This window comes from Streptomyces sp. NPDC014870, from assembly GCF_043081505.1.
In the GTDB taxonomy this organism is placed as follows: domain Bacteria; phylum Actinomycetota; class Actinomycetes; order Streptomycetales; family Streptomycetaceae; genus Streptomyces.
The window spans coordinates 393,070-418,803 of record NZ_JBIBWQ010000005.1 but is presented as its reverse complement, the minus strand read 5'-3'; the positions used below and the strand labels follow the sequence as shown (position 1 = coordinate 418,803).

Genomic DNA, 25,734 nt, shown 5'->3' with positions numbered 1-25,734 from the left:
GCGCCGAGAGTTGTGCCCTCAGCCGCGGCACGGCTGGAATTTTCCAGACCGTGTCGCGGCTGAGGCGATGCAGATGCAGGTCGTATTCGGTTACGCCGGCGAAGCCGGTCACGGGACGCAGCGAGGAGGTCGGTGAAGATGTTCCTCGCTCTGCTCCTGAGCGGCCTGGTCGTCGCACTGGTGGTGATCGGGCTCTTCGTCTTCGGCTTGCGACGCAGGCTGATCCAGCGCGCCGGCGGCACCTTCGACTGTTCCCTGCGCTGGAACGTGCCCGAGGAGCCGGACCCGTCCGGCAAGGGCTGGGTGTACGGCGTCGCCCGCTACAGCGGTGACGAGATCGCCTGGTTCCGGGTCTTCTCGTACGCCCCGCGCCCCCGCCGCGTCCTGGAGCGCTCGGCCATCGAGGTCCTGGAGCGCCGGATGCCCGAGGGCGAGGAGGAGCTCGCGCTGCTCTCCGACGCCGTGATCCAGGGCTGTATGCACCGGGGGGTCCGATTGGAGCTGGCGATGAGCGAGGACGCTCTCACCGGCTTTCTCGCGTGGCTGGAGGCGGCGCCCCCCGGGCAGAGGGTCAACGTGGCGTGACGGAACGCGTACGACGGCGGGGACGGTGTGCTGCACCGTCCCCGCCGCTGTTTCGTTCCTGGCCTGCTCAGATCCTCGGTTCAGATCCTCAGTTCAGATCCTCGGTTCAGATCGTCAGTTCAGACCGCTGTTGATCGCGCCGACCAGCTCGCCGTTGCCGCTGTCGCCGCTGAACTCCCAGAAGAACGCGCCGCCCAGGCCCTGGTTCTTCGCCCAGCTCATCTTGGACGTGACCGTGGCCGGGGTGTCGTAGCTCCACCAGTTGGAGCCGCAGTGCGCGTACGCCGTACCGGCGATCGTGCCGTTGGCCGGGCAGGAGTTCTTCAGGACCTTGTAGTCCTCGATGCCCTGCTCGTACGTGCCGGTCGCCGGGCCCGTCGCCGTGCCGCCGGGGGCGGACTGGGTGACGCCGGTCCAGCCGCGGCCGTAGAAGCCGATGCCGAGCAGCAGCTTGTTGGCCGGGACGCCCTTCGCCTTGAACTTGGCGATCGCCTCGGCGGAGTTGAAGCCCGCCTGCGGGATGCCGGCGTACGAGGTGAGCGGGGAGTGCGGGGCCGTCGGGCCCTGCGCCGCCCAGGCGCCGAAGAAGTCGTACGTCATCACGTTGAACCAGTTCATGTACTGCGCGGCGCCCGCGTAGTCGGCGGCGTCGATCTTGCCGCCGCTGGAGGCGTCGGCCGTGACGGCCGCGGTGACCAGGTTGTTGCTGCCGAACTTGGCGCGCATGGCCTGCATCATGTTCTTGAAGGAGGCCGGGCCGCTGGTGTCGCAGGACAGACCGCAGGCGTTCGGGTACTCCCAGTCCAGGTCGATGCCGTCGAAGACATCGGCCCAGCGCGGGTCCTCCACCAGGTCGTAGCAGGACTGCGCGAAGGCGGTCGGGTTCTGCACGGCCTGGCCGAAGCCGCCGGACCAGGTCCAGCCGCCGAACGACCACAGCACCTTGATGTGCGGGTACTGGGCCTTCAGCTTGCGCAGCTGGTTGAAGTTGCCGCGCAGCGGCTGGTCCCAGGTGTCGGCCTTGCCGTCGACGGACTGGTCGGCGGTGTACGCCTTGTCGTAGTCGGCGTAGGCGTCGCCGATGGTGCACCGGCCGCCCTGGACGTTGCCGAAGGCGTAGTTGATGTGGGTGATCTTGGACGCGGAGCCCGACGTCACGATGTTCTTGACGTGGTAGTTCCGGCCGTAGACGCCCCAGTTGGTGAAGTAGCCGAGCTTCACCGTGTTGCCGGGAGGCGGCGGCGGGTCACCGCCCGTGGTGCGGACGTTCGCGGCGCCGCTGGCGGGGCCGGTCTGGTCGATGGTGTCGCGGGCGACGACCGTGTAGCTGTAGTCGGTGCCCGCGGTGAGACCGGTGTTGGTGTACGTCAGGCCGGTGACCGTGGCGATCGTGGCGCCGTTCCGCTTGACGTCGTAGTTCTTGATGCCCTTGTCGTCGGTCGCGGCGGTCCAGGTCAGCTTCACCGAGGTGTTGGTGATGTCGGAGGCGACCGGGGTGCCGGGGGCGGAGGGCGCGTTGTCGCCGGGCTGGGTGGTGCCGTCGCAGGAGCCGCCGTTGACCTTGCAGCCGGTCGGGGCGCCGGAGCCGGTGCCGTTGAAGCCGAAGGAGATGGTGGCGCCGGGGGCGAGGGTGCCGTTCCAGCCGACGTTCTTCGCGGTCCAGTGGGTGCCGGAGCTGGTGACGGTGGCGTCCCAGGCGGAGGTGACCGCGGTGCCGGCGGGGTAGTCCCACTCGACGGTCCAGGAGGAGAGCGTGGTGGTGCCGGTGTTCTTCACCGTCCACTTGCCCTCGAAGCCGGTGCCCCAGTCGGAGACCTTGGTGTACGTGGCGGTGGCCGACTCGGCGGCCTCCGCGGGTGCTGCGAGGCCGACCATGGCGGCCAGGGGCAGGATCAGGGCGGTCAGACCGGCGGCGGCCCGGTGTCTGAACCCTGTTCTGCGCGTCGGTGCTTGAGTGCTCAACGGTGCTCCTCAAGTTGCGGACGGACGAACGAGAGATGAGGGGGGTGGTCCGTGAACGTGCGCGCGCCCCGCGAGCGTAGGAAGGTCTGGACCAATCGTCAAGAGGTCCAGACCAACGTTGGTGGTGTGTGGTTCAGACACCCAACTCCCGTGCCAGCACCGCAGCTTGGGCTCTGCTGCGGACTTTGAGCTTCCCCAGCACCTTGGAGACGTGCGTCTTCACCGTCGCCTCCGCCATGTCGAGCCGCCCCGCGATCTCCGCGTTCGACAGACCCTGCGCCAACGCCCCCAACACCTCCCGCTCGCGCGGCGTCAACCCGTCCAGTACGGACGGGTCCGCGCCGCCCGGCGCGCGCTCGGGGCCGCGTCGCGGTGAAGCGAACTCGGCGATCAGCCGCCGGGTCACGGCCGGGGCGATCAGGCCCTCGCCGCGCGCCACCGTCCGTACCGCCTCGATCAGGTCCTTGGCCTCGGTGTTCTTCAGCAGGAACCCCGCCGCCCCGGCCCGCAGGGCGCCGAAGACGTACTCGTCCAGGTCGAAGGTGGTCAGTACGAGGACGTCGGCGAGCCCCTCGGACACCACGTGCCGGGTCGCCGTCACCCCGTCCATCCGCGGCATCTGAACATCCATCAGGACCAGGTCAGGACGCAGCTCACGCGCCAGCTCCACCGCGCGCTCGCCGTCCGCCGCCTCCCCGACCACCTCGATGTCCGGTGCGCTGCCCAGGATCAGGACCAGTCCCGCCCTGACCGCGCTCTGGTCCTCGGCCACGATCACCCGAACCATGCCGTCGGCTCCTTGTCGCTCGTCCGTACGGGCAGGGCCGCCCGTACCCGCCATTCTTTCCGGCCGTCCTCCGCCGTCACCGGGCCGGACTCGAACTCCCCGGCGAGCAGCGCCACCCGTTCCTCCATCCCCACCAGACCCGCCCCCGAGCCGGGCGCGCGCGGCCCGGGCCGCTCCCCGCCGAGCGCACTGGTCACCAGGACGGTCAGCGCCCCGTCCGCGCGGCGGCCGAGCTCCACCCGTACCTCGCCCGGCGCCGCGTGCTTGAGGGCGTTGGTCAGCGACTCCTGCACGATCCGGTACGCGGCCAGCTCGACCGGCGCCGGCAGCGGCGCGCCCTTCGGTGGACGGGCGTCGTCGAGAGTGAACGTGAGCCCGCTCGGCTCCCCACTGGCCGAGGCCTGGCCCACCAGGGCGTCCAGGCCGTCGAGGGTCGGCGCGGCCGCCGGTTCGGCGTCCCCGCTGCTGTCCCGGAGCAGCCCGATCAGCCGGCGCATCTCCGCGAGACCCTCCACGCTGTTCTCCCGGATCACGGTCAGCGCCTGCCGGGTGGTGGCCGCGTCGTCCAGGGACAGCGCGGCCGTGGAGTGGATCGCGATGGCGGAGAGGTGGTTGGCGACCATGTCGTGCAGCTCGCGCGCCATCCGGGCCCGCTCGGCCACCACCGCGTGCGTCCGGTCCATCTCCGCGAGCAGCGCGGTCTGTTCGGCGCGCAGCCGCGCGGCGTCGGCCGCCTGGCGGTGGTTGCGTACCACCGCTCCCGTCACCGCGGGCAGGAACGACACCATGCCCGTGATCACGCCGACCAGGATCGCGACGGCGTTCTGCCACCAGACGAGGAAGCCGATCGTCACACCGATCGTGATCAGCCCGGTCGTGTACGGGATGCGGCGGGCGGCGGCCGGTGATCCGTAGACCACCGCCGCGTAGACCACGTCCGTGAACATCAGCGCGGTGACGAGGCTGCCGTAGGTGAACTGGTCCGCCACGAGGGCGAGCGTGCCGACGATCAGAGCGGTCTGCGGCAGCGCGCGGCGCACGGTCTCCATGGCGGCCATGACGAACAGCGGGATGAGGGTCGCCCATCGGTCCCCGATCAGCCGTTCGTTCTGGACGTGCAGACCGAAGGCCCACATCAGCAGGCCTATGGCGAGGCCGCCGGCGGCGATCAGCAGGTCGTGGCGGTGCGGGCGGGGGAGTGTCACGTGTCCATCCAACACGTGAGGAGGCCGCCGGGCCTCGACGTCCGGGCCGATCCGCCCCTCCGTCGAAGGATGTAGGCGCACTTCGTCACTGGCGACGACGATCCGCGCCCGGCGGCGGGCGACGCTGGGAGAGACGTACGAAAGGGGAGTACCGCCGTGATCGTCACGCTGATCGTGATCTGCGAGGTCGGCTTCTGGGTCCTGCTGGCCGCCGGTCTCGCCACCCGCTATCTGCTGAAGATGCCCAGGACCGGACTCGCGCTGCTGCTGTGCGAGCCGCTCCTGGAGGTCCTGCTGCTCGTCGTCACCGCGATCGACCTCAAGGACGGGGCCGAGCCGAGCTGGCGCCACGGGCTCGCCGCCGTGTACATCGGCTACACCGTCGGCCACGGCCACCGCACCGTGAAGTGGCTCGACGGCCATGCCGCCCACCGCCTCGGCGGCGGGCCGCCGCCGGTGAAGCCGCCCCGCTACGGCATGGCGCGCGCCCGCCACGAGGGCAAGGTCTGGCTCGGCTCGGTGACGGCCGCGGCCGTGGCGTCCGGGCTGCTGCTCCTCGCGAGCTGGTACGTCGGAGACGACGGCAACACCGACTCCCTGCAGAGCTGGATCTACGTCGCCTGGCGGGCGGCGGGCATCCACGGCCTGATCGCGCTCAGCTACGCGATCTGGCCGAAGAAGGGCCCGGAGGGCGGAGCCGACGCCTCGGCCGAGACCTCAGCGGTCTCCGCCGGGGACCCAGAGGACGTCCCCGACCTCCTTGTTGGCGGTCCTGGCAAGGATGAAAAGCAGATCCGATAGACGGTTGAGGTAGGTCGCCGTCAGCGGGTTCATGGTCTCGCCGTGGACCTCGATCGCCGCCCACGTGGAGCGCTCGGCGCGGCGGACCACCGTGCACGCCTGGTGCAGCAGGGCCGCGCCGGGCGTGCCGCCCGGCAGGATGAAGGAGCGCAGCTTGTCGAGCCGCTCCAGGAAGCGGTCGCAGTCCGCCTCCAGCTTGTCGACGTAGCTCTGCTCGACCCGCAGCGGCGGGTACTTGGGGTTCTCGACCACCGGGGTGGACAGGTCGGCGCCCACGTCGAACAGGTCGTTCTGGACCCGGACGAGGACCGTGACGACCTCGTCGTCCAGCTGCCCGAGGGCGATGGCCGTGCCGACGACGGCGTTGGCCTCGTTGGCGTCGGCGTACGCCGAGATCCGCAGATCCGTCTTGGCGGTCCGGCTCATGTCGCCGAGGGCCGTGGTGCCCTGGTCGCCGGTACGGGTGTAGATGCGCGTCAGATTGACCATGGCTCCAGCGTAGTGACGGCCGGGCCGTGCCGTACGCCCGTGTGCCGACCGTCACGGCGGGCCGACGTACGCCGTACGGGGGTAGCCGCCCTGTCGTGAGTGTGACGTCCGTCAAACCGGGCGTGACGCGCGTTACTTCACGGTCACTTCCCGCTCCCCGCCCGCTAATCTCCGCCGGAGAAGCCAGACAGGAACAGGCGTGGAGGGGTGGAAGAAGTGGCCAGGAAGCTCGCTGTCATCGGAGCCGGTCTCATGGGGTCGGGCATCGCGCAGGTCTCGGCCCAGGCGGGCTGGGACGTCGTCCTGCGTGACGTCACCGACGCCGCGCTGACCCGCGGCACCGACGGCATCAAGGCGTCGTACGACCGTTTCGTCGCCAAGGGCAAGCTGACCGCGGAGGACGCCGAAGCCGCCCTCGGCCGGATCACCGCCACCACCGAGCTGGAAGCGGTGGCCGACGCCGACGTCGTCGTGGAGGCCGTCTTCGAGAAGCTCGAGGTCAAGCACGAGATCTTCCGCTCCCTCGACAAGATCGCCAAGGACGGCGCGGTCCTCGCCTCCAACACCTCCGCCATCCCGATCACCAAGATCGCCGCGGTCACGGAGCGCCCGGAGGCCGTCGTCGGCACCCACTTCTTCTCGCCGGTGCCGATGATGCAGCTCTGCGAGCTCGTCCGCGGCTACAAGACCAGCGACGCCACCCTCGCCGCCGCGCGGGAGTTCGCCGAGTCGGTCGGCAAGACCTGCATCGTCGTCAACCGCGACGTCGCCGGCTTCGTCACCACCCGCCTCATCTCGGCCCTGGTCGTCGAGGCGGCCAAGCTCTACGAGTCGGGCGTCGCCTCCGCCGAGGACATCGACATCGCCTGCAAGCTGGGCTTCGGTCACGCCATGGGGCCGCTCGCCACCGCGGACCTCACGGGTATCGACATCCTCGTGAACGCCACCTCCAACATCTACACGGAGTCGCAGGACGAGAAGTTCGCGCCGCCGGAGCTGATGCGCCGGATGGTGGACGCCGGTGACATCGGCCGCAAGAGCGGGCAGGGGTTCTACGAGCACTGATCACCGACGGATGTTCGGTCCGCACCCCATCGGGTGAATTCGGTATCAGTTCGCTTACAAGGCGCAACGCTTCTGCGCCGACGGCAGTCAGTTGTTGCAAAGACGGAGCACTCCCGGGGAGCGCATATGCACATCAGGGGCGACCATGTCGAGCTGGTCGTCGGGGGCCGCCTCGACGTCCGGAGCGCGGCGGACGCCCGTACGGTCCTGCACTCGGCCGTCGACGACGGAGTCGGCGACCTCGTGCTCGACCTGACCGGTCTCGACTCCTGGGACGCCACCGGACTCGGGGTCATCATGGGCGCGCACCGACGGGCGGGCCGCTGCGGCCGGCGGCTCGTGCTGCGCGGGGTGCCGCCCCAGATGCAGCGCCTGCTCGTCGCCACCCGGCTGCACCGGATCCTCGCCATCGAGGGCGGGCTCGCCGCGGAGTCGCTGCCCCGCGTCTGAGCCGCCCCCCGGGCGGGCCCGGTTGTGAAGCCGCTGTGTGAAACCGGCGACCCGCCCCAATCCTCGACGGACCGTGACGTCTTGGTCGGGGTGGCACCCCGGCTGTTCCCGGATACTCGAAGAAGGTCTAGGGTTCGGCTCGCCCGCCCATTGACGCACCCACCCGGCGGGCACCGGACCAGAAGCGACAGCGAGCGTGCAGATCGGCCGGAGGGGCTTCCGCACGCAACCGCTTTTGGGGGGCTTTGACCATGGACCCGATGAACCGGGGGCCGGAAGACTTCGGCCACGACACCGAGGGCGACGACGTCCGCGACGGACGCGGCCTTCCCGCCCCCGACCGCGGACCGGCCGCAGCACCCACCCGCGCCCGCACCGCCCGCGTGGTCTCCGGCGACCTGCTGCTCACCGTCAACCCCGTCGACGGCAGCGAGATCGAGGCCTGCCCGCCCGGAGAGCAGCCCGAGCCCTCGCGCCGGCGCACCGCCCAGGAGCGCGCCGAGGCCGCCCGCGCGGCCACCCCGCCCCGGCCGGCCGGACCCGCCGCCCCGCGGCTGCCCCTGCTCGAACGGCAGGAGGAGCACGAGCGCCTCGTCCAGCTCCTCGCCCGCGGCCGCTCCGTCCGCGTCACCGGCCCCGCCGGCTCCGGCCGCACCGCCCTCCTGGACGCGGTCGCCGCCGACTGCGCCGGCCTCGCGCCCGACGGCGTCGTCCGCCTCTCCGGCCACCACCGGACCCCCACCGAGCTGCTGCACGAGCTCCTCGGCGCCGTCCAGCACGCCCCCGACCAGCGCCCCGACCGCCCGGCCCTGCTCGCCCTGGTCCGCGACATCGGCGCCGTCGTCCTCGTCGACGACCTGGAGTGCGGCGGCGCGACCCTGGACGAGCTGCTCTCCGCCGCGCCCGAGTGCGCCTTCCTGCTCGCCGCGACCCCCGACGTCCAGGCCCCCTCGGCCGACGCCCACCTCGACGAGGTCCCGCTCGCCGGCCTCGGTCGCGCCGCCTCCCTCGAACTCCTGGAGCGCGCCGTCGACCGGCCGCTCACCGACGACGAGGCCAACTGGGCGGGCGACCTCTGGTTCGAGTCCGAGGGCCTGCCGCTGCGCTTCGTCCAGGCGGGCGCCCTGCTCCGGCAGCGCGACCGGCTCCGGGTCACCCCGGCCGAGTTCGACGCCTTCGGGGCGGCCGGCCAGGAGGACGCCGTCCCCTCCGAGTTCGACGCCTTCGGCGCCCTCGACGAGGCCTTCGGCCCGGCCGGAGAGGCCCCCGTCGCCCCCGCCGCCGAGGCGCAGCCGGACCCCGCCGACATCGAGCTGCGCGAGATACCGCTGCCGAGCCTCGGCGAGGGCGCCGCCCCCGCCGCCCTGCTCGCCTCCCGGCTCAGCCGCTCCGCCCAGGACACCCTGCGGTTCGCCGTCGCCCTCGGCGGCGAGGTGCCGCACCAGGCCCACCTGCCCGCGCTCGTCGGCGACACCCACGCGGACGCCGCCGTCGGCGAGCTGATGGCCTGCGGCCTGCTCTCCCCGGTCGGCACCCGCTACCGCCTCGCCGCCGGGATCCTCACCCAGCTCCTCGCCCACGGCTACGGCGAGGACGCCACGGCCCGCGCCCACACCGTCGCCCAGCACTACGCCTGGTGGGCCGGACACCCCTCCGTCACGCCCGCCCGCGCCGTCGCCGAGGCCGACGCCGTCCTGGCCGCCCTGGCCGTGCTCGTGCCCGGCGAGAGCCCCGAGCACTCCGCCACCGCCGTCCTGCTCGCCCGCAGCGCCGCGCCCGCCTTCGCCGCCGGACTCCACTGGGGGGCCTGGGAGCGGGTCCTGCGCGGTGGCCAGGAGGCCGCCCGACTGGCCGGCGAGGTCGCCGAAGAGGCGTACTTCCACCACGAGTTGGGCGTCCTCGCGCTCTGCGCGGGGAACCTGGACCGGGCCCGCGCCGAGCTGGAGGCCTCCATCGGCATGCGTGGCGTCCTCGCCGACAAGCGCGGCACGGTCGCGGGCCGCCGGGCGCTCGCCCTGGTCGCCGACCGCTCCGGGACGCCGCACGGCGACGAGCCGGCCGCGGCGCACCGCGAGGGCCCCCTCTCCCCGCCGCGCGGCGTCCCGAAGGCGGCCCTCCCGGCGGCCTCCCGGCCGGCCGCCACCCCGCCCCCGGCCTTCCCGAAGGCCAAGGCGGCCCCGGTCGTCCCGCCCTTCCCGGACTTCGTGGACGAGGGCCCCACGCTCATCACCCGCCCGGACACCCTCACCAGCGACGCCGGTACGAAGCGGAGCCGCCGCGCCGGCCTCCTCGCCGGGGCCCGGCGTAACGTGGTCGCCGTCTCCACCGGAGCGCTCCTGGCCGCCGTGCTCGGCACCGTCGTGACCATCGGGGCCACCTCGGGCGAGACCGAGGACCCGGGCACGGGGCGCGTCACCTCCGACCGCACGGCCGACGAGGAGACCGGCGACACCGTCCTGGACGCCGACGAGCCGACCGAGGGCGAGACGGACCGCCCCTCGGGCAGCGCCTCGCCCACCCCGTCCGGCTCGACGAGCCCGGGCGCGCCCACCGCCTCCGGCTCCCCGTCCGGCGCGCCGTCCGGCTCCCCGGGCACGACCCCGCCCGCGACCGGCTCCCCGGTGCCGACGACGACACCGCCGCGCCCGACGACGAGCCCGACGCGGACGACCAGGCCGACGCCGACGACGACCAGCCCGTCGCCGTCGACGACCCCGCCGACGACCCCGCCCACCACGCCGCCGACGACGGCGCCCACGGACACGTCGCCGCCCGCCAGCAACTCCGCCTCCGGCGACACCACCCCGACCGGAAACCCCGCCTGACCCCCGGAACACACGACGGCCCCGAGTGCGCTCATCGCACCCGGGGCCGTACGTGTACGTCCGTACGAAGGGTCAGAACAGCCGCAGCTTGTCGTCCTCGATGCCGCGCAGGGCGTCGTAGTCGAGCACCACGCAGTCGATCCCGCGGTCCGTCGCGAGGACCCGCGCCTGGGGCTTGATCTCCTGCGCCGCGAAGACGCCCTTCACCGGCGCGAGGTGCGGGTCGCGGTTGAGCAGCTCCAGATAGCGGGTCAGCTGCTCCACGCCGTCGATCTCGCCGCGCCGCTTGATCTCCACCGCCACCGTCGCCCCGTCGGCGTCCCGGCACAGGATGTCCACCGGGCCGATCGCGGTCGGGTACTCGCGGCGGATCAGCGTGTGGCCCTCGCCGAGGGTCTCGATGCGGTCCGCGAGCAGCTCCTGGAGGTGCGCTTCCACGCCGTCCTTGATGAGGCCCGGGTCCACGCCCAGCTCGTGCGAGGAGTCGTGGAGGACCTCCTCCATCGTGATGATCAGTTTCTCGCCCGCTTTGTTCACCACGGTCCAGATGCCGGCCTCGCCGTCGGCACCCTCCTTGAGGGTGCACGGCGGCGACATCCAGTTGAGCGGTTTGTACGCCCGGTCGTCCGCGTGGATGGAGACGCTGCCGTCTGCCTTGACCAGGATCAGACGGGGAGCGGAGGGCAGGTGGGCCGTGAGCCGGCCCGCGTAGTCCACGGAACAGCGGGCGATGACGAGACGCATGGTCGGCAACGCTACAAGACGGACGCTCTTCCGCGCGATTCGGCTCTTAACGCCCGCTGGACCAGGGTCACTTATTGGCCGGTTGTGTTCCCAATCTCCTGGTGTGCTTCGGACTGCGCGCTTACCGTGGAAGCAGGAGGTCGCCGTCCGTGCACGCAGCGTGTCGCACGGGGGTCCTTCATCCCTGCCCGTAAGACCCCGCCCGTCGGGGTCGCGAGAGGAGAACCCATGTCGCTCGACGTCTCACCGGCGCTGTTGGAACAGGCCGAGCGAGGCGAGGTCGACGAAGCCGACTTCGTCGACTGCGTCCGGACCTCCCTGCCCTACGCATGGGAGATGATCAGTTCTCTGGTGGCTCAGCTGAAGGTCGACGGCGGCGAGTTCGCCGACAACCAGACGCCGCCGCCGAACGAGCAGGCACGTGGTCAGCTGTTGCGTGCACTCGCGAGTGATGCCATCCGTGGTGCGCTGCAGCGGCACTTCGGGGTGCGTCTGGCCTTCCAGAACTGCCACCGCGTCGCGGTGTTCCCGCTCGACCCGGCGGTCGACGAGCGGCTCGCCCGCTTCACCTCCGTACGGGGTCAGCTGCTCAACCAGTCGCCGGAGCTGCGGGACTGCTGAGGCACGGCGGGTGCCGCCGCTCCGCATCGCGGGAGACGTGAACGATGCGAGAGGTGCCGGAGCGGCGGCATCGCCCCGAGCCCCAGCGCGACCGCGGCCTGTCCGCCCATGACGTCGCACCCCTGCCCCCGGACTCAGACCAGCTGGGGGAGTACCTCGGCGCCGAGCCGTCGTACGTTCTCCTCGGTGGCCGCGAGGTCGCCGGTGCCTTCGGCGAGCAGCGCGAAGCGCGTGATGCCGGTGCGCTCCGAGGTCGCCGCGAGCCGGTCCGCCGCGAGCCGTGGCGTGCCCACGGGGTGCAGCCCGCACAGCAACTCGGTGTACGCGACGGGGTCCCGCATCGCGCGGTGCCTGCCGTCCACGGTCACATGCGCGTCCAGCCCCTGCTTCAGCCAGCCGGGCATCGCCTTCACGAGCGCCTCGGCCGCCTCGCGCGTACCGTCGGCGAGCTGGGCGACGCCCGCCGAGACATGGTGCGCGCCGATCCGCGCGATCTCGTCCGGAGTGCGGCCCGCGTCCCGGGAGAAACGTTCCCACGCGGCCACCATCTCGGCCTTCTCCTCGTCGCCGCAGTGCATCCCCAGCAGCATCGGCAGCCCGCGCCGGGCGGCCAGTTCGACGCTCTTGGGGGAGGTGCAGGCGACGACCACCTCGGGCGAGGCGTCCCCGCCGATCAGCTCGCCCGGGCGGGGGACGACGGCCACCTCGCGGAAGGCGAATCGTTCTCCCTCGGCGGAGACCCGGGGCTCGGTGAGCCAGCGCAGCAGCAGGTCGAGGGATTCGGGGAAGCCCTTGTCGTACGCCTCCAGGCCCGCGCCGAACACTTCCAGGTCGATCCACGGACCGCCCCTGCCCACGCCGAGCGTGAAGCGGCCGCCGGAGAGCAGATGGAGCAGGGCGGCCTGCTCGCCCAGGGCGACCGGATGGACCGTCGGCAGGACGCTGACGGCCGTGCCGACCCGCAGCCGGCGGGTCCGGCCCAGCAGGACCCCCGCCAGGGTCACGGCCGACGGACAGACTCCGTACGGGACGAAGTGGTGTTCGGCGAGCCAGACGGAGTCGAGCCCCGCCTCCTCGGCCACTTCGGCGGTCCGTACCGCCCGGTGCAGTGCCTCGCCCTGGCCCTGCCCAGGGAACTGGGCGGCCAGCACAAACGTACCCACGCGCATCGCCTTCTGCCTCCTTGCGGCCGACGCGGTTCTCCCCCTCGTACTGGCAACAACGTCTGACACGTGCCAAAGGCACGGCCTCCGATGAAGTTGTTGCGATTTTCCGCTGATTCGGCTTGGCGGGTGGGAAGGTCACTCCGTCGCGGCCCGTAGGCTGGAGAGAACGTTCTGTGTCCCCGGACCCGTGAGGTGATCAGGTGTCCCCGCGTCGCAACCGCCCGCAGGGCGGCGAGAAGCCCGAGCATCAGGCTGAATCCGGCGACCGGTACGGCGGAGCGCAGCGCAGCGAGAGCTGGCAGGGCGAGGAGTGGTTCGTCCGGCACGTGGCCGGCGCCAGCGCACCCGGCAAGCGCTACCGCTGCCCGGGCTGCGACCAGGAGATCCCGGGCGGCGCCCCGCACGTGGTGGCCTGGCCCGAGTACGGCGGCGTCGACGACCGCCGCCACTGGCACAAGGCCTGCTGGAACGCGAAGGACCGCCGCACCTCCAGGGTGCAGCGGTCCCGTAACGCGCCGAAGTACTAGGGCCCGTCGGCCGACGTCTCAGACGTCCCGGCTGTTCAGCAGGGCGTACGCGCCGCCCATCACGGCGGCCGTGACGACCGCCATGATCCAGACCGGGTCCCAGCCCGAGGGGCCGGACTGGCCGATCGTCGACTTGCCCGCGTAGAGCGCGATGAGCTGGCTCGGGACCGCGTAGTCGAGCAGGAACTCCTGGACCTTGGCGAGCGACTCCGAGAACATGAACATGGCCGCCACCAGCGGCAGCAGCAGCACCCCGATCATGATCGTGATCGCGCCCGCCGAGTGCCGGATGATCGCGCCGATGGCCAGCGAGAGCAGGCCGAGCAGCGCCAGGAACAGGCCGACACCGACCGTCGCCCGCAGCCACTCGGCCGAGGTGGGCTCGGCGGCCCCGGGCACCATCGCCACCTGCACCGCGCCCACCACCGCCGCCGTGACCGTGGTGATCGTGAAGACGAGCAGGAAGAAGACGACGGCCTTGGCCCCCAGGACCCGGCCGCGGGTCGGGCAGGCCGTCAGGGTCGTACGGATCATGCCGGTGCCGTACTCGGAGGCGATCGTCAGCACGCCGAGCGTGATCACGCAGATCGAGCCGAGGAGCACGCCGAAGAAGCCGAGCGCCAGCGCCGACTCCTGATCGGCCGGCACGTCGGCGTTGGACACGACCGCGGCCACGCCGAGGCCGATGACCAGCATCAGCAGCACCATCACACCCAGCGTCCACATCGTGGAGCGCAGGGAACGGATCTTCGTCCACTCCGAGGCCAGCGCGTCCCCGAGGTGCGCCTTGCGCACCGGGATGGGGGAGACGTACGCGTACGGCGCGGGAACCGGGGCCGGAGCCGGCGCGGGGGAGGGGGTGGGGGCGGTCATCGGGCGTCCTCGGCGTTCTTGGCGTCACCGGTGGGCTGGGCGGGCGCTGCGGGCGCGGCGTTCGGAGCGGGCTCGCCCTGCGTCGCGTACGGGTTCTGGCCGGGCGGCGGCGGTGCGTACCAGCCCTGCTGCGGCACGTCCGGCACCACCGGCTGGGCCTGCTGCTGGAAGTGGTGCGGCGGCTGCGGCTGCTGGAGGTGGGCCAGCTGGTCGTCGGTGGAGCGGTAGTCCACGGCGCCCTGCGTCATCCGCATGTACGCCTCCTCCAGCGAGGCCTGGTGCGGGGAGAGCTCCCAGAGCCGGACGTCCGCGTCGTGCGCCAGGTCGCTGATCCGGGGCAGCGGCAGACCGGTCACCCGCAGCGCGCCGTCCGGCTCGGACATCACCCGCCCGCCGGCCTCGATCAGCGTCGCCGTCAGCTTCTCCCGCTGCTGCGGCTCCGCCTGCGGGGTGCGGACCCGGGCGAAGTCGGCGGAGTTCGCCGAGATGAAGTCCTTGACGCTCATGTCCGCCATCAGCTGGCCGCGGCCGATCACGATGAGGTGGTCGGCGGTCAGCGCCATCTCGCTCATGAGGTGGCTGGAGACGAAGACGGTCCGGCCCTCGGCGGCCAGCTTCTTCATGAGGTTGCGGACCCAGAGGATGCCCTCCGGGTCGAGGCCGTTGACCGGCTCGTCGAAGAGCAGCACCTGCGGGTCGCCGAGCAGCGCCGCGGCGATGCCGAGCCGCTGCCCCATGCCCAGCGAGAAGCCCTTCGAGCGCCGCTTGGCGACGTCCTGGAGGCCGACGACCCCGAGCACCTCGTCGACGCGCTGCGCCGGGATGCCGGCGAGCTGCGCGAGCGACAGCAGATGGTTGCGGGCGCTCCGGCCGCCGTGCACGGCCTTGGCGTCGAGCAGCGCGCCGACCTGGCGGGGCGCGTTCGGCAGCTGCCGGAAGGGGTGGCCGCCGATCGTGACATGCCCCGAGGTGGGCCGGTCGAGCCCGAGGATCATGCGCATCGTGGTCGACTTGCCGGAGCCGTTGGGGCCGAGGAAGCCGGTGACGGTCCCCGGCCGCACCTGGAAGGAAAGGTTGTACACGGCTGTCTTGGCGCCGTAGCGCTTCGTCAGGCCGACTGCCTCGATCATTCTCCAGCCCCATCGACAGGTCAGGTCGTCGGGGCCGTGGCCGACGGCCGGGGCCCCCGTATGAGCTAGGAGCTTATCCAGGGGTTGACGGTTCCGGCCAAGTCGAAATCGTGACCAAGAGACCGTGCCGTGCTACGCGTCCCGCTTCTTCATGACCAGATAGCCGCCGAGCAACGCGGCCGCCACCCAGAGCACCATGATCCCCAGGCCGCCCCAGGGGCCGTACGGCGCCTCCTCCGTGTTCAGGGCGTCGGGAACGACCTGCATGATCTTGGAGCCCGCCTGGTCGGGGAAGTACTGGGCGACCTCCTTGGCCTTCGGGACCGCCGAGAGGATGTTCGAGACCAGGAGGAGGAACGGCACCAGGATGCCGAGCGACAGGATCGACGAGCGCAGCATCGTCGCCACGCCCATCGAGAAGAGCGCGATCAGGCCCATGTAGAGCCCGGCGCCGACCACGGCGCGCAGCACGTTGTCCGCGCCCAGGGTCGTCCGGTGCTCGCCGAGGAGGCCCTGCCCGAGGAAGAACGACAGGAAGCTGGTCACCAGACCGACGCCGAGCGCGAGCGCCCCGGCCACCGCGATCTTGGAGAAGAGGAAGGTCGCCCGCTGCGGGACGGCGGCGAGCGAGGTGCGGATCATGCCCGAGCTGTACTCGGTGCCGACCACGAGGACGCCGAAGACCACCATCGCCAGCTGGCCGAGGACCATCCCGGAGAAGCTGACGAAGGTCGGGTCGAAGGTCGCCTGCTCGGCCTCGTTCAGATCGCTGAAGGTCGCCTTCACCAGCGCCGAGATGGCGGCGCCCATCGCCACCGTCACCAGCAGCGCGCTCGCCAGGGTCCAGACCGTCGACGAGACCGTCCGGATCTTGGTCCACTCCGACTGGAGGACCGCCGAAACCGCTGCCATCGTTCAGGCTCCCTTGGTGGTCTCGCCCCAGCGGGGGCCCGGCGCGTCCGCCGCGTGTACGTCCGTGCCGTGCGCGTGGTACTCCACCGCGCCGGCCGTCATCTGCATGAACGCCTCTTCGAGGGAGGCGCGCTGCGCGCTCAGCTCGTGCAGGACGAGCCGGTGCTCGGCCGCCAGCTCACCGAGCTTCTCGGTCGTCGCGCCGTCCACCTCCAGCGTGCCGTTGCCCGCCTCGACGGGCGTGAAGCCGGCCTCGCGCAGGACGTCCCGCAGCCGCTCCTGCTGCGGCGAGCGCAGCCGTACGTAACTCCGCGAATTCTGGTGGATGAAATCCGCCATCGACGTGTCGGCCAGCAGCTTTCCCTGCCCGATGACGATGAGATGATCGGCCGTCAGGGCCATTTCGCTCATCAGATGACTGGAAACGAAGATCGTCCGGCCCTCGGCGGCGAGCGCCTTCATCAGATTGCGGATCCAGTGAATTCCCTCGGGGTCCAGACCATTGACGGGTTCGTCGAACATCAGGATCTCGGGATCACCGAGCAGCGCCGACGCGATTCCGAGCCGCTGGCCCATGCCGAGCGAGAAGCCCTTCGACTTCTTCTTCGCCACCGAGGTCAGCCCGACCAGGTCGAGGACCTCACCGACCCGGCTCGCCGGAATACGGTTCGACTGCGCGAGGCAGAGCAGATTGTTGTACGCCGACCGGCCGCCGTGCATCGCCTTCGCGTCCAGGAGCGCCCCGATGTACTTCAGCGGCTCCTGGAGCTCCCGGTAGTGCTTGCCGTCGATCCGGACCGTTCCGCTCGTCGGGTTGTCCAGATCGAGCATCATCCGCATGGTCGTCGACTTGCCCGCGCCGTTGGGCCCCAGGAAGCCGGTCACCACGCCGGGACGCACCTGGAAGGAGAGATGGTCGACCGCGATCTTCGATCCGAACCGTTTCGTCAGGCCCTCGAGCTCGATCATGCGTACAACCTACGGGCGCGAAAAACCCTCCGCCACCGGAATGACAGAGGGTTTTCGGGCACTTCTCCGGCGCGTCACCGGGCGGGCTCGTCACGGGGGTGCGAGCCCGCCCGCCCGGCGGACCGTCAGAGTCTGCTCAGCGCGGCTCAGCGGGTCTGCTGGGCCGGGACACCACGGGTGGCGGGCTCGTCGTCGATCGGCGAGCCGGCGGCCGCCACGGCGGCACCGGTCAGCGTGGCCAGCATCTCGCGGACGTTGGTCAGCTGGGCGTTGATCGAGTCGCGGCGGTTCGTCAGCGCCGCGAGCTCGCGCTCCGATTCCGAGCGGATCCGGTCGGCCTTGGCGTTCGCGTCGGCCACGATGTCCTCGGCCTGGCGCTGCGCGGTCTCCACCGTCTGACGCGCCCGGCGCTCCGCGTCCGTACGCAGCTTCTCGGCCTCCAGACGGAGCTGCTCGGCGCGGTGCTCGATCTCGGCGAGGCGCTTCTCGGCCTTGGCCTGACGCGAGGCCAGGTCGCGCTCCGACTGCTCCCGGCGCTTGGCCAGGTTGGTCTCGAAGTCCGCGGCGGCCTGGGCGGCCTTGGCGCGGGTCTCCTCGAAGAGGGCGTCCGCCTCCTCGCGCTTGGACTGCGCGTCCTTCTGCGCCTCGGCACGCAGCGAGTTGGCCTCGCCCTGCGCCTTCTCGACGATCCGGACGCCCTCGTCCTCGGCCTTCGCCTTGCGCTCCGCGGAGAACGACTCGGCGTCGTTGCGCACCTGCTGGGCGGCCGACTCGGCCAGCTCGCGGTGCTGCTCGGCGGCGCGACGGGCCTCCTCGCGCAGGTCCTTCGCCTCCTCCTCGGCGAGGCGGAGGATCTTCTCGACACGCGCGCCGAGGCCGGCGTACGACGGCTCGGCGTCGGTGACCTGGGCCTGGGCGTTCTGCGTCTCGAGGTGGAGCTCCTCGATGCGCTTTTCCAGAGAGGTGATGCGTCCTAGAGCACTGTCACGGTCGGCGACGAGCTTGGTAATGCGGTCGTCCACCTGACCGCGGTCGTAACCACGCCGCACGAGCTCGAAGCCGAAGGGGGAGGAAGTGTCGCTCATGGGGTTCCTGTCGAATGAGACCGGTGAGGTGTTAGGGGGAATCCTAGGGGCCGAAGCGGCGTGTCATCGAGCGGATGCCCGTTTGATATGGAGAATGTCCAGCCTTTTGAGTGGCTAGCCGTCTGACGACTTGCCACTCGAACGTGTTGCCCCCGCCGGAACACCCGCCTTCACGCCATCCTTCGTGCCAGCGGTCGGCGCCTCGAAAGACTCCAACGCTTCGAGGACGTCCTGGACACGGGAGATCTCGGCGTTGATGTCCTCGCGACGGCGCACCAGCACATCCAGCTCGCGCTTGCCCTCGGAGATCATCGTCTCGGCCTCCTGCTCGGCCTCCGACCTGACCTTCTCCGCCTCCGCGACCAGCGAGGCCTTCTTCTGCTCGGCCTCCTTCAGAAGCGCCTCGGCCTTCTTCACCGCGGCGATCCGGACCTTGCTCGCCTCCGAACTCGCGTCGGAGAGCAGCTCCTTGGCCTTCTCCGCGGCCTCGGCCGACTGCTCCTCGGCGGCCTTCACCAGCTTGTCGACCCGCTCGCCGGCCGTCTTCATCTGCTCGGCCGTCTCGCGCCGCGCCCGCTCGTGCAGCTCCTCGATCTCGCCCTCGATCCGGGCCCGCAGCTCCTCCGCCCGCTCCCTTATGGCCGTCGCGTCGCTGCGCGCGCCCACCAGGAGCTCGTCCGCGTCCGTACGGGCCTTCTCCACCAGCGAGTTGCCCTCGACGGTCGCCTCGGCCACGATCCGGTCGGCCTCCTTGCGGGCCGCGCCGACCATCGTGTCGGCCTGCGACTCGGCCTCGGTGGTGGCGCGCAGCGCCTCCTCCTGGGCCTTCGCCATCAGCTGGTCGGCCTGCTCGGCCGCGTCCGAGCGGCGCTTGGCACCGGCCTCGCGCGCCTCGTCGAGCGTACGGTCGGCCTCCTCGCGGGCCTCGGAGCGCATCTGCTCGGCGGCCGCCTCGGCGTCCGCCTTGACCCGCTCGGCCTCCGCCCGGATCCGCTCGGCGGCCTGCTGGGCCTGGAGCACGTTCTCCGCGCCCTCGGCGCGCAGCCGCTCCGCCTCGTCGCCGGCCTCGCCGGTGATCCGCTCCGCCTCGCCGGCGGCCTCCGTGATCAGCGAGTCCGCCTGCTCGGCCGCGTCCGCGCGCCGCTTGTCGGCGGCCTTGCGGGCCTCGTCGAGGACCTGCTCGCCGTCCGCGCGGGCGGCGGCCCGCAGGGCCTCCGCCTCGGCCTCGCCCGCCGCCTTGACCTGCTCGGCCTCGGCGCGCAGCCGCTGCGCGTCCTGCTCGGTGGACTCCAGGAGCGCCACCGCCTCCGCGGTGATCGCGTCGGCCTGCTCGGCGGCGTCCGAACGCCGCTTGTCGGCGGCCTTGCGCGCGTCGTCGAGGACCCGCTCGGCGTCGGCGAGCGCGGCGACCCGCAGCGCCTGGGCGTGCGCCTCGCCGTCCGTCCTCAGCTGCTCGCCCTCGGCACGCAGCGCCTCCGCCTCGGTGGTGAGCCGCTCGGCCTCGCCCGAGGCCTCCGTGATGAGGGTGTCCGCCTGCTCGGCGGCGTCCGCGCGCCGCTTGTCGGCCGACTTGCGGGCCTCGTCCAGGATCTGCTCGCCCTCCGTGCGGGCGAGCGTGACCAGCTCCTCCGCCTCGGCGGTGAGCCGCTCGGACTCGGCGGCCGCCTCGGAACGGATCCGGTTGGCGTCCTCGCGGGCGTCGGCACGCGTACGGGCCGCGTCCTGCTCGGCCGAGCCGAGCGCGTCCGACGCCTCCGTCCGTACCCGCTGGGCGTACTCGGCGGTGTCCGCGCGCAGCTTCTCCGACTCGGCGAGCGCGTCCGCGACCGTCCGCTCGGCCAGCGACTTCGCGGCCTCGGTCTCCTCCTGGGCGCGCGCCCTGACCCGGTTCGCGTCCTCGGTCGCCCGCTCCCGCTCCTCGTACGCGTCGGCGCGGACCCGGTCCGCCTCCTCCTGCGCCTCGGTGCGGGTGCGCTCCGCCGCGTGCTCGGCCGCGCTGCGCAGCCCGGAGATCTCCTCCTCGGCCTGCTCGTGCAGGCCGGCCACGGCGTCGCGGACCTCCTTGGCGGTCTGCTCGGCTGCGGAGACCATCTCGGTCGCCCGCCGGTCCGCCTCCTCGACCAGGCGCTGCGCCTCGGTCTGCGCCTCCTCCACCCGCCTGCGGGCGGAGGCGAGCAGCTCCTCGGACTGCTCGCGGGCGTGCTCGCGCTCACGGTCGGCCTCGGAACGGGCCGACTCCAGCGTCTCCTCGGCCTCCCGGCGCCGCCGGTTGGCCTCCTCCTGCGCGGCGGCCAGCGCCTCGGCGGCCTCGGTGGCCACCCGCTCGGCGGCGGCCGCGGCCTCGGCCCGCACGCGGTCGGCGGTCTCCTGGGCCTCCGACTTCAGCCGCTCGGCCTCCGTCGACGCCTCCGTACGCAGCCGTACGGCCACGGCCTCCGCCTCGGCGCGCGAGGCCGACGCGTCCGACGCCGCCTCCGTGCGCAGCCGCTCGGCCTCCTGCTCGGCCTGCGCCTGGAGCGTACGGATGCGCTCGGCGGCCTCGGTGCGGAGCCGGTCGGTCTCCTCGGCGGCCTCGCGGCGCAGCCGCTCGCTCTCGGCGCGGGCGTCGGTCAGCGCCTGCTCGGCGGATTCCACCCGGGTCTCGGCCTCGGTGTGCAGCCGGGTGAGCTCCTCGGCCGCCTCCTCGCGGCGGGCGGCGGCGGCCCGCTCGGCCTCCTCGCGCAGCTCGGTCGCGGCGCGCTCGGCCGCCTCCTTGACGGAGTCGGCCTGCTCCTCGGCCTCCGTCCGCATCCGCTCGGCCTCGGCGCGGGTGCGCTCCAGGGTCTCCTCGGCCTGCGTACGCAGCGTCTGCGCGCGCTCCATCGCCTCGGCCCGCACCCGCTCGCCCTCGGCGCCCGCGCTCGCGCGCATCTCCTCGGCGTCCGTACGGGCCTTGGTCAGCAGCTCCTCGGCGGCGCCGGCCGCCTCCTCGATCTGGCCGACGGCCTCGCGCCGGGCCTCGCCGCGGATCTTCTCGCCCTCGGCGATCGCCTCGGCCCGCAGCCCCTCGGCCTCGCCGCGCAGCCGGCGCGCCTCCTCCTGGAGCTCGACGGTCTTGGCGCGGTACTCCTTGGTGTCGTCCTTGGCCGAACCGAGCAGCTCGTCGGCCTGCTCCTCGGCCTGCGTCCGCGTCCGGTCGGCCTCGGTCTCGGCCTCGCGGCGGATCCGCTCGGCCTCCTCGGAGGCCTTGCGGGTGGTCTCCTGGGCGTCCTCGGAGGCCTTGGTCAGGACCTCCTCGGCGGTCCGCGCGGCCTTGGCGAGCGCGGCGGCGGAGTCCTCGGCCGCGACCGTACGGGCCTTGTCGGACGCCTCCGAGAGCACCTTCTCGGCCGCGGCGGTGGCCTCGCGGAGCTTCTCCTCGGCCGCCCCCTTGAGGGTCTCGGCCTCCTTGGTCGCCTCGGAGACGAGCCGGGCGATCTCCGCCTTCGCCGTACGGGTGCGCTGCTCGTTGACGGACTCCGCGGACGACAGCTGCTTGGCCGCCGCCTCCTTGGCCTCGGTGAGCGCCTTCTCGGCCTCCGCGCGGGCCTCGCGGAGCCGGGCCTCGGCCTCCTGCATCCGCTGCTCGGCGGCGCGGGACAGCTCGGCGGCCTGCTGACGGGCCTGCTCGGTCTCGGCGGTGGTGGAGGAACGCAGCTGCTCGGCGTGGCTGGTGGCCTCCTGGGCCTGCGTGGACGCGGCGTTCAGGAGCCGCTCGGCGTCCTTGCGGGCGCGCAGCAGAATCGCTTCGGCCTCGGCACGGGCCGCCTCTGCCTCGGTGCCCACCCGGTGGCGGGTCTCCTCGGCGAGCCGGGTGGCCTCGGCGCGGGCGCCGGCGAGCGACTGCTCGGCCTCGGCGCGGGACTCCTCCATGAGGCGGCGGGCCTGCGACTCGGTGCGGGCGCGCAGCTGCTCGGCCCAGGCCACGTTCTCGTTGACGTGTGCCTCGACGGTCTGCCGGCGCTCGGCGAGCTCCTGGTCGAGGCGCTGCCGGCGCTGGACGGCCTCCGCGTGCAGCTCGGCCTGGAGCCGGGCCTGGTGCTCGGCGTGCTCCTGCAGGATGCGCTGGGTCTGGGCGCGGGCGTCGCGCAGCTCGCGCTCGGCGTCCTGGCGCAGCTGGTCGGCCTGGACCTGCGCGTTGCGCAGCATCTGCTCGGCCTGGTAGCCGATGTCCGCGCTGTCGTACGCGGGACGGGACGCGATGGTGCGGCGCGCCTCGTGGAGCTTGGCGCGCAACACCTCGACCTGGTAACCGAGGTCCTCGGCGTGCTGGACGGCCTTCTCCCGCTCGGTCTTCAGCCGGTCCATCTCGGCTTCGAACCGCGAGAGATGGTCGTCTTCAGCTCGGTGGCTCTCCTGGCGTTCGTAGCCCCGCACTGCGCGGTCCCATCCTTCCCCGAGCTCTCGACCCGGTCGAGCAGGGGAGGACCCCAACCCTGGTCGCAACACTCCAACGAGCACCGTTCACCGGAGAACGGCCCCCCGGGAATCGTGGCAGATCGGATACCCCGACTTCGACGCCGCATGGCATGCGGCCCCGACCGGCCCCGGCCCGGAGTCGCCCACTCTACCGGGCCAGGAATCCGGAGGTCAGTGCTCCGCTGAGGAGTGGTCGTCCGACGGCTCGGCGGAGGTGACCAGTTCGGTCAGGACGCCGTGGCAGTCCTTGGGGTGCAGGAAGGTGATGCGGGAGCCCATGGAGCCGATCCTGGGCTCGTCGTAGAGGACCCGGATGCCCTTGGAGCCGATGGCCTCGGCGTCGCCGTCGACATCGGCGGTGCCGAAGGCGATGTGGTGCACGCCCTCACCGTTCTTGGCCAGCCATTTGCCCACCGCGGAGTCCTCCCGGGTGGGCTCCAGGAGCTGGAGGTACGAGGCGCCGCCGTCGGAGGTGTCGTTGATCTTGAGCATGGCCTCGCGGACGCCCTGCTCCTCGTTCTCCTCGGAGTGGAACACCTCGAAACCGTAGGTCGCGCGGTAGAACTCGATGGTCTTGTCGAGGTCGAAGCAGGCGATCCCGATGTGGTCGATTCGCGTCAGCATTCCTCCAGTGCAGCGCCACGGGGTTGGTTACGCAACGTGCGCGCCGTCACACCGACTGGCCGGTGACCGTGTGCGTGACCGCTCAGTACATTGAAGGTAAACCCTCGTTCACTCCTCATCCCTAGGGGCCGTGCCTCATGTCTGGAACGACCGGTACCACCTCAGTGATCGTCGCGGGCGCCCGCACGCCCATGGGCCGCCTGCTCGGCTCCCTCTCCTCCTTCTCCGGCGCCGACCTGGGCGGCTTCGCCATCAAGGCCGCGCTCGACCGGGCCGGCATCGGCGGCGACCAGGTGCAGTACGTGATCATGGGCCAGGTGCTCCAGGCGGGCGCCGGTCAGATCCCGGCGCGTCAGGCGGCGGTCAAGGCCGGCATCCCGATGAACGTGCCGGCGCTGACCATCAACAAGGTCTGCCTGTCCGGTCTCGACGCCATCGCGCTGGCCGACCAGCTGATCCGCGCGGGCGAGTTCGACGTCGTCGTCGCCGGTGGCCAGGAGTCGATGACCAACGCCCCGCACGTCCTGCCGAAGTCCCGCGAGGGCTTCAAGTACGGCGCGATCGAGATGCTCGACGCGATGGCGTACGACGGTCTGACCGACCCCTTCGAGAAGATCGCCATGGGCGAGTCGACCGAGAAGCACAACACCCGCCTGGGCATCCAGCGCCCCGAGCAGGACGAGATCGCCGCGCTCTCGCACCAGCGGGCCGCCGCCGCGCAGAAGAACGGCGTCTTCGAGGCCGAGATCACCCCGGTCGAGATCCCGCAGCGCAAGGGCGACCCGGTCGTCTTCTCGAAGGACGAGGGCATCCGCCCGGAGACCACCGTCGAGTCGCTCGGCAAGCTCCGTCCGGCCTTCGCCAAGGACGGCACCATCACCGCCGGCACCTCCTCGCAGATCTCCGACGGCGCCGCCGCCGTCGTCGTGATGAGCAAGGCGAAGGCCGAGGAGCTGGGCCTGGAGTGGATCGCCGAGATCGGCGCCCACGGCAACGTGGCGGGACCGGACAACTCGCTGCAGTCGCAGCCCTCCAACGCGATCCAGCACGCCCTGAAGAAGGCGGGCCTGGGCGTCGAGGACCTCGACCTGATCGAGATCAACGAGGCGTTCGCCGCGGTCGCCGTGCAGTCAATGAAGGACCTCGGCGTGACCCCGGAAAAGGTGAACGTCAACGGCGGTGCGATCGCGCTCGGCCACCCCATCGGCATGTCCGGCGCCCGTGTGGTGCTGCACCTGGCGCTGGAGCTGAAGCGGCGCGGCGGCGGGACCGGCGTGGCGGCGCTGTGCGGCGGCGGCGGTCAGGGCGACGCTCTGATCATCCGCGTTCCGTAGGCACACGCGTTCCGGCGAGTAAGGAGTTACGGCACATGGTGGACGTCCCCGAACTGGTCGCCCAGGCACGGGAGGGCCGGCCGCGTGCGGTGGCCCGGCTGATCTCGCTCGTGGAGGGGGCGTCCCCGCAACTGCGCGAGGTGATGGCGGCGCTGGCCCCGCTGACGGGCGGCGCGTACGTGGTGGGCCTGACGGGTTCGCCCGGCGTGGGCAAGTCCACTTCGACGTCGGCGCTGGTCGCGGCCTACCGGCGGGCGGGCAAGCGGGTCGGCGTGCTCGCGGTCGACCCCTCCTCCCCGTTCAGCGGGGGAGCGCTGCTCGGTGACCGGGTCCGGATGTCGGAGCACGCCTCGGACCCGGGCGTCTACATCCGCTCGATGGCCACCCGCGGGCACCTGGGCGGGCTCGCCTGGTCGGCGCCGCAGGCGATCCGCGTCCTGGACGCGGCGGGCTGCGACGTGATCCTCGTGGAGACCGTCGGAGTCGGTCAGTCGGAGGTGGAGATCGCCTCCCAGGCCGACACGTCGGTGGTGCTCCTCGCGCCCGGCATGGGCGACGGGATCCAGGCCGCGAAGGCGGGCATCCTGGAGATCGGCGACCTGTACGTGGTGAACAAGGCGGACCGGGACGGCGCGGACGCGACGGCCCGCGAGCTGAACCACATGCTGGGCCTGGGCGAGGCGCGTGGTCCCGGCGACTGGCGGCCGCCGATCGTGAAGACGGTCGCGGCGCGCGGCGAGGGCATCGACGAGGTCGTCGAGGCGCTGGAGAAGCACCGGGCGTGGATGGAGGAGCACGGCGTCCTGGCCGAGCGCCGCCGGGCGCGCTCGGCGCGCGAGGTCGAGACGATCGCGGTCACGGCGCTGCGCGAGCGCATCGGCGACCTGCACGGCGACCGCCGTCTGGACGCCCTGGCGGAGCGCATCGTGGCCGGCGAACTGGATCCGTACGCGGCGGCCGACCAGCTCGTGGCGGACCTGACCCGCGCCTGACGCGAGCAACGAAGGACGGGGGCCCCCGGGGGGGGGGGGGCCCCCCCGGCCCCCCCCGGGGGGGGGGGGGCCCCCCCCCCGGGGGGGGCCGGCGGGGGGGGGGGGGGGGGGGGCGGCGCGGCGGGGGGGGGGGGGGGGGGGGGGGCGGCCC

At 72.3% G+C, this 25,734-nt stretch carries 22 protein-coding genes; 9 read left to right on the top strand and 13 right to left on the bottom strand.

All coding sequences use genetic code 11. The features are described from left to right. Positions 1–138: 138 nt before the first annotated feature. Positions 139–585, top strand: a complete 447-nt coding sequence (locus ACF09C_RS17460) for a DUF2550 domain-containing protein (protein ID WP_362003797.1) — start codon at positions 139–141, stop codon at positions 583–585. A gap of 114 nt (positions 586–699) precedes the next feature. Here ACF09C_RS17460 and ACF09C_RS17455 read toward each other — a convergent pair whose 3' ends face one another. The 3 genes from ACF09C_RS17455 to ACF09C_RS17445 all read right to left on the bottom strand — a co-directional run bounded on the left by ACF09C_RS17455 (position 700) and on the right by ACF09C_RS17445 (position 4,539). Further along, entirely contained in the window at positions 700–2,547 is a 1,848-nt protein-coding gene (locus ACF09C_RS17455; protein WP_392092304.1) for a glycosyl hydrolase family 18 protein, read from the bottom strand. Between the two features lie 133 nt (positions 2,548–2,680). Continuing rightward, the gene (locus ACF09C_RS17450) at positions 2,681–3,334 is read right to left on the bottom strand and encodes a response regulator (RefSeq protein ID WP_392092303.1); all 654 of its coding nucleotides are present in this window, start codon (positions 3,332–3,334) and stop codon (positions 2,681–2,683) included. Continuing rightward, positions 3,322–4,539, bottom strand: coding sequence for a sensor histidine kinase (locus ACF09C_RS17445; protein WP_392092302.1), 1,218 nt, complete (start codon positions 4,537–4,539; stop codon positions 3,322–3,324). The genes ACF09C_RS17450 and ACF09C_RS17445 overlap by 13 nt, the downstream gene beginning before the upstream one ends. A gap of 156 nt (positions 4,540–4,695) precedes the next feature. Here ACF09C_RS17445 and ACF09C_RS17440 point away from each other — a divergent pair, with 156 nt between their 5' ends. Beyond that, complete coding sequence (locus ACF09C_RS17440) at positions 4,696–5,340, top strand: hypothetical protein (protein ID WP_392092301.1); 645 nt, start codon at positions 4,696–4,698, stop codon at positions 5,338–5,340. On the opposite strand, the gene ACF09C_RS17435 is transcribed toward ACF09C_RS17440, so the two are convergent. Further along, on the bottom strand, positions 5,257–5,829 hold the full coding sequence (locus ACF09C_RS17435) for a cob(I)yrinic acid a,c-diamide adenosyltransferase (protein WP_392092300.1): 573 nt from the start codon (positions 5,827–5,829) through the stop codon (positions 5,257–5,259). The genes ACF09C_RS17440 and ACF09C_RS17435 overlap by 84 nt on opposite strands. Positions 5,830–6,045: 216 nt before the next feature. On the opposite strand from ACF09C_RS17435, the gene ACF09C_RS17430 reads away from it, so the two are divergent. The 3 genes from ACF09C_RS17430 to ACF09C_RS17420 all read left to right on the top strand — a co-directional run bounded on the left by ACF09C_RS17430 (position 6,046) and on the right by ACF09C_RS17420 (position 10,169). After that, positions 6,046–6,894: a 3-hydroxyacyl-CoA dehydrogenase family protein gene (locus ACF09C_RS17430; RefSeq protein ID WP_392092299.1), complete on the top strand. Its 849-nt coding sequence runs from the start codon at positions 6,046–6,048 to the stop codon at positions 6,892–6,894. Between the two features lie 126 nt (positions 6,895–7,020). Beyond that, entirely contained in the window at positions 7,021–7,344 is a 324-nt protein-coding gene (locus ACF09C_RS17425) for an STAS domain-containing protein (protein ID WP_024761898.1), read from the top strand. A gap of 251 nt (positions 7,345–7,595) precedes the next feature. Continuing rightward, the gene (locus tag ACF09C_RS17420; RefSeq protein ID WP_392092298.1) at positions 7,596–10,169 is read left to right on the top strand and encodes an ATP-binding protein; all 2,574 of its coding nucleotides are present in this window, start codon (positions 7,596–7,598) and stop codon (positions 10,167–10,169) included. A 72-nt stretch (positions 10,170–10,241) separates the two neighbouring features. Here ACF09C_RS17420 and nucS read toward each other — a convergent pair whose 3' ends face one another. Next, positions 10,242–10,913, bottom strand: coding sequence for an endonuclease NucS (nucS, locus tag ACF09C_RS17415; RefSeq protein ID WP_392092297.1), 672 nt, complete (start codon positions 10,911–10,913; stop codon positions 10,242–10,244). Positions 10,914–11,141: 228 nt separating this feature from the next. Here nucS and ACF09C_RS17410 point away from each other — a divergent pair, with 228 nt between their 5' ends. Continuing rightward, positions 11,142–11,534, top strand: a complete 393-nt coding sequence (locus tag ACF09C_RS17410) for an SCO5389 family protein (RefSeq protein ID WP_017236120.1) — start codon at positions 11,142–11,144, stop codon at positions 11,532–11,534. 134 nt (positions 11,535–11,668) lie between these two features. On the opposite strand, the gene ACF09C_RS17405 is transcribed toward ACF09C_RS17410, so the two are convergent. Beyond that, positions 11,669–12,703, bottom strand: coding sequence for an LLM class flavin-dependent oxidoreductase (locus ACF09C_RS17405; RefSeq protein ID WP_392092296.1), 1,035 nt, complete (start codon positions 12,701–12,703; stop codon positions 11,669–11,671). A 197-nt stretch (positions 12,704–12,900) separates the two neighbouring features. On the opposite strand from ACF09C_RS17405, the gene ACF09C_RS17400 reads away from it, so the two are divergent. Beyond that, complete coding sequence (locus ACF09C_RS17400; RefSeq protein WP_392092295.1) at positions 12,901–13,227, top strand: ATP/GTP-binding protein; 327 nt, start codon at positions 12,901–12,903, stop codon at positions 13,225–13,227. A gap of 18 nt (positions 13,228–13,245) precedes the next feature. On the opposite strand, the gene ACF09C_RS17395 is transcribed toward ACF09C_RS17400, so the two are convergent. From ACF09C_RS17395 to mce, 7 genes are all read right to left on the bottom strand, one after another. Beyond that, on the bottom strand, positions 13,246–14,100 hold the full coding sequence (locus tag ACF09C_RS17395; protein ID WP_392092294.1) for an ABC transporter permease: 855 nt from the start codon (positions 14,098–14,100) through the stop codon (positions 13,246–13,248). Next, positions 14,097–15,230: an ATP-binding cassette domain-containing protein gene (locus ACF09C_RS17390; protein ID WP_392092293.1), complete on the bottom strand. Its 1,134-nt coding sequence runs from the start codon at positions 15,228–15,230 to the stop codon at positions 14,097–14,099. Before ACF09C_RS17390 ends, ACF09C_RS17395 begins: the two co-directional genes overlap by 4 nt. A 132-nt stretch (positions 15,231–15,362) precedes the next feature. Next, entirely contained in the window at positions 15,363–16,142 is a 780-nt protein-coding gene (locus tag ACF09C_RS17385; RefSeq protein ID WP_392092292.1) for an ABC transporter permease subunit, read from the bottom strand. A gap of 3 nt (positions 16,143–16,145) precedes the next feature. Further along, entirely contained in the window at positions 16,146–17,111 is a 966-nt protein-coding gene (locus ACF09C_RS17380) for an ABC transporter ATP-binding protein (RefSeq protein ID WP_392092291.1), read from the bottom strand. A 146-nt stretch (positions 17,112–17,257) separates the two neighbouring features. Then, positions 17,258–18,196: a cellulose-binding protein gene (locus tag ACF09C_RS17375; protein ID WP_392092290.1), complete on the bottom strand. Its 939-nt coding sequence runs from the start codon at positions 18,194–18,196 to the stop codon at positions 17,258–17,260. 114 nt (positions 18,197–18,310) lie between these two features. Beyond that, positions 18,311–22,591 carry a polarized growth protein Scy gene (gene scy / locus ACF09C_RS17370; RefSeq protein WP_392092289.1) on the bottom strand — a complete coding sequence of 1,427 codons (4,281 nt, stop codon included), beginning with the start codon at positions 22,589–22,591 and terminating at the stop codon, positions 18,311–18,313. Between the two features lie 213 nt (positions 22,592–22,804). Beyond that, the gene (gene mce / locus ACF09C_RS17365) at positions 22,805–23,257 is read right to left on the bottom strand and encodes a methylmalonyl-CoA epimerase (RefSeq protein ID WP_392092288.1); all 453 of its coding nucleotides are present in this window, start codon (positions 23,255–23,257) and stop codon (positions 22,805–22,807) included. Between the two features lie 137 nt (positions 23,258–23,394). Here mce and ACF09C_RS17360 point away from each other — a divergent pair, with 137 nt between their 5' ends. Both ACF09C_RS17360 and meaB read left to right on the top strand, forming a co-directional pair. Continuing rightward, positions 23,395–24,591 carry an acetyl-CoA C-acetyltransferase gene (locus tag ACF09C_RS17360; RefSeq protein ID WP_392092287.1) on the top strand — a complete coding sequence of 399 codons (1,197 nt, stop codon included), beginning with the start codon at positions 23,395–23,397 and terminating at the stop codon, positions 24,589–24,591. Positions 24,592–24,626: 35 nt separating this feature from the next. After that, a complete protein-coding gene (gene meaB / locus ACF09C_RS17355) occupies positions 24,627–25,583 on the top strand; it encodes a methylmalonyl Co-A mutase-associated GTPase MeaB (protein ID WP_392092286.1) in 957 nt (318 codons plus the stop codon). Positions 25,584–25,734: the final 151 nt, after the last annotated feature.